The following is a 3,496-nucleotide window of genomic DNA, read 5'->3' on the forward strand; positions in this document are numbered from 1 at the left end:
GGTGGGAGGTCGGTCCGGCGGTGGGTGCCCCGACCGGTCGGCGGTGGCAGGATGCCGGGCGTGTCGACCGACGTCGTGCTGGTGCCGCTCGCGCAGGTCGGGCGGCCCGGAGAGCAGATCCGCACCGTCCCGCGGTTCGTGCGGCACGGTCCGCCCGAGATCCGCTGCGACGCGGGCCAGGTCGCGACCGGTCGCGCCGACCGGGGCCGGCACGTCGTCGAGACGTCCGACGGCACGTGGGTCGTGCGGACGTCGGCGCACCGCGAGGTGCGCGTGACCGACGCGTCCGGCGCCGAGATCGCGTGGCTCGCGCGCACGTTCTGGCGTCGGCGCCGCCGGGGGCGCGTCGGTGACACCGTGGTGCACTACCGGCCGTCGAGCCTGTGGCGCCGCGGCGGCCGCTGGGTCGACGACGCGGGCCGCGTGCTGCTGACCGTGCGCGTGCACGACCGCGGCTTCCGGCGCTCGCTCACGTGCACGCCCGCGCCGTCGGCAGCCCCCGGGCCGTGGGTCGTGCTGCTCGTGCTGCTGGCCGACGAGGCGGCCTACGACACCGCGCCGCTGGCGGACGTCGTCATGGAGATGGGGGCGGGCCTGGGGGGCTGAGCGCCCGGCCCGAGGTCGGCGAACCCGGTGCAGACCGTCCGAGCGCGGGGTTCTGCCGTTCGTGGGCTCGCCGGACCGGCCGAGGTCCGCGTTCGGCGGGGGCGACGCGAGCGGCGGCCGCGGCACGGACGACCGCGGACGGCCCGCCGGCTCAGCGCGGCTGGTCGGACGTGCGCAGGAAGTCGACGACGAGCCGACCCACCTGGTCCTCCTCGATGAGGAAGCCGTCGTGGCCGTAGTCCGAGCGCACGTACCGCACGGGCCCGGCGCCGGGGATCCCCGCGGCGACCCGCTCGGACTGCGCGGGCGTGAACAGCCGGTCCGAGTCCACCGCGACGACCAGGGCACGCGCCGTGACCTGCGCGAGCGCCGCCTCGACACCGCCGCGGTCGCGGCCCAGGTCGTGCGTGATCATCGTGCGCGTCAGCGTGACGTACGTGTTGGCGTCGAACCGTCGGGCGAGCTTGTCGCCGTGGTGGTCGAGGTACGACTGCACCGCGAACCGGCCGCCCTCGAGCGGGTCCTCGGCACCCTGCGGGATGCGCCCGAACCGCTCGTCGAGCTCGCGCGCCGAACGGTACGTCTGGTGCGCGATCTGCCGGGCGATGCCCAGGCCCACGTGCGGCCCCTCGCCGTCGGGCGCGTCGTAGTAGTCGCCGTCGCGGTAGCGCGGGTCGGCGGCGACGGCCGCGAGCTGCGTGTGGAAGCCCGCGATCTGGTCACCCGTGGTCTGCGCGCACGTCGCGATGGCGGCGATCGCGTCGACCCGCTCGGGCGCGGTCGCGGCCCACTCGAGCACGCGCTGCCCGCCCATCGACGCGCCGATCACCAGGGCCCACGTGTCGACGCCCAGCAGGTCCGCGAGCCGCAGCTCGGCGGCGACCTGGTCGCGCACGGTCAGTAGCGGGAACCGGCTGCCCCAGGGCTCGCCGTCGGGCGCGGTCGACGCCGGGCCGGTCGATCCCTGGCAGCCGCCGAGCACGTTGGGCGCGACGACGAAGTACCGGTCGGTGTCGATGGGCGCGCCGGGGCCCACCATCGACTGCCACCAGCCCGCGGTCGGGTGGCCGGGGCCCGCGTCACCCGTGACGTGCGAGTCGCCCGTGAGCGCGTGCAGCACGAGCACCGCGTTGCCGCCGTCCTCGTCGAGCTCGCCCCACGTCTCGTACGCGAGCCGCACGGCCGGGAGCCGCCCGCCCGACTCGAGCTTGAGCGGCCCGAGGTCGGCGAACTGCCGCCGGCCGGGCTCGTCGCCGTCGCGCCACGCGGCGCTCGCGGGCACGGGCGGGCGCTCGGGCAGCGGGCGCCTGCTGCCGAGCGTCGCACCGCGACGGGTGCGGCGTCCGGCCAGCGGGTCGGGCACGTCGACGCCGCCCGCCCCCGCACCCGGGAACGCGCCGGGCATCGCACGCCGTGCGGGGGTGCGGTCCGGGGCGTCGGTGCGGGGGTCGGGCTGCGTCATCGTGCGGGGAACCTCTCGTGGGTGGTGCGTGGCGCGGTCGTCAGGGTCTCAGGCCCCGGCGCCCTTGGCCGCCCGGAAGCCGGCCTCGAGGTCGGCGAGGATGTCGTCGACGTGCTCGATGCCGACCGCGAGCCGCACGAGGCCCGGCGTCACGCCGGACAGCGCCTGCTCCTCGGGGGTGAGCTGGCTGTGCGTGGTCGACGCGGGGTGGATGACGAGCGAGCGCACGTCGCCGATGTTCGCGACGTTCGAGTGCAGCTCGAGCGCCGACACGAACGCCTGCCCGGCCTCCGCGCCGCCGTCGATCTCGAACGCGAGCACCGCGCCCGCGCCGCGCGGCGCGTACTTCTGCGCGTTCGCGTGCCACGGGCTCGACGGCAGCCCGGCGTAGTGCACGTGCCGGACCTCGTCCCGCGCCTCGAGCCACTCGGCGACCCGCTGCGCGTTGGCGACGTGCCGCTCGACGCGCAGGGACAGGGTCTCGATGCCCTGGGCGATGAGGAACGCGTTGAACGGGCTGATCGCCGCGCCCAGGTCGCGCAGCAGCTGCACGCGCGCCTTGAGGATGAACGACAGGTTCACGCCGAACGCGCCGCCGACGCCCAGGTCGCGCGCGAACACCAGCCCGTTGTACGAGGGGTCGGGCGTGTTGTAGTTCGGGAACCGCTCGGGGTGCTGCGCGTAGTCGAACGTGCCGCCGTCGACGATCACGCCGCCGATCGCCGAGCCGTGCCCGCCGAGGTACTTGGTGGCCGAGTGCACGACGACGTCGGCGCCCCACCGCAGCGGGTTCACGAGGTACGGCGTCGCGACCGTGTTGTCGACGACCAGCGGCACGCCGTGCTCGTGCGCGACACCCGCGACGAGCTCGATGTCGAGCACGTCGGCGCGCGGGTTGGGGATGGTCTCGGCGAAGAACAGCTTGGTGTTGGGGCGGATCGCGTCGCGCCACGCCTGCGCGTCGTGCGGGTCGGTGACGAACGTCGTCTCGATGCCGAGCCGCGGGAGCGTGTGGTGCAGGAGGTTGTACGTGCCGCCGTAGAGGCTGGGGGACGCGACGACGTGGTCGCCGGCCTCGGCGACGTTGAGGATCGCGAGCGTCTCGGCCGCCTGGCCGGACGCGACGAGCAGCGCGCCGACGCCGCCCTCGAGGTCCGCGATGCGGTTCTCCACGACCTCCTGGGTCGGGTTGTTGATGCGCGTGTAGATCGGCCCGAGCTCCTTGAGCGCGAACCGGTCGGCCGCCTGCTGCGCCGAGTCGAAGACGAACGACGTCGTCTGGTAGATCGGCAGCGCACGCGCCCCGGTGACGGGGTCGGGGGTCTGGCCCGCGTGGATCTGGCGGGTCTCGAAGCTCCAGCTCTCGTTGCTCATGTCGTGCTCCTCAGGGGGTGGGCCGGGGGGACGGTGGGGCTGTCACCCGAGGAG

Annotated in this window: 3 protein-coding genes; 1 reads left to right on the forward strand and 2 read right to left on the reverse strand. The window is 75.2% G+C overall.

The genetic code is table 11. The features are described 5' to 3' along the window. The first annotated feature begins 60 nt into the window (after window positions 1–60). Window positions 61–606, forward strand: a complete 546-nt coding sequence (locus ATM99_RS16130; RefSeq protein ID WP_062103865.1) for a hypothetical protein — start codon at window positions 61–63, stop codon at window positions 604–606. 151 nt (window positions 607–757) lie between these two features. Here the strand turns inward: ATM99_RS16130 and ATM99_RS16135 are convergent, their stop codons facing one another. Together ATM99_RS16135 and ATM99_RS16140 are read right to left on the reverse strand one after the other, a co-directional pair. Then, on the reverse strand, window positions 758–2,068 hold the full coding sequence (locus ATM99_RS16135) for a homoserine O-acetyltransferase (RefSeq protein WP_062103866.1): 1,311 nt from the start codon (window positions 2,066–2,068) through the stop codon (window positions 758–760). Between the two features lie 48 nt (window positions 2,069–2,116). Beyond that, on the reverse strand, window positions 2,117–3,442 hold the full coding sequence (locus ATM99_RS16140; RefSeq protein WP_062103867.1) for a bifunctional o-acetylhomoserine/o-acetylserine sulfhydrylase: 1,326 nt from the start codon (window positions 3,440–3,442) through the stop codon (window positions 2,117–2,119). Between the last annotated feature and the right edge of the window lie 54 nt (window positions 3,443–3,496).

The sequence above is a fragment of the Cellulomonas sp. B6 genome (assembly GCF_001462455.1).
Classification (GTDB): Bacteria; Actinomycetota; Actinomycetes; order Actinomycetales; family Cellulomonadaceae; genus Cellulomonas.

Coding starts and splice junctions, on each gene's coding strand:
- ATM99_RS16135 (WP_062103866.1), bottom strand. CDS start 2,068: ATGACGCAGCCCGACCCCCGCACCGACGCCCCGGACCGCACCCCCGCA.
- ATM99_RS16140 (WP_062103867.1), bottom strand. CDS start 3,442: ATGAGCAACGAGAGCTGGAGCTTCGAGACCCGCCAGATCCACGCGGGC.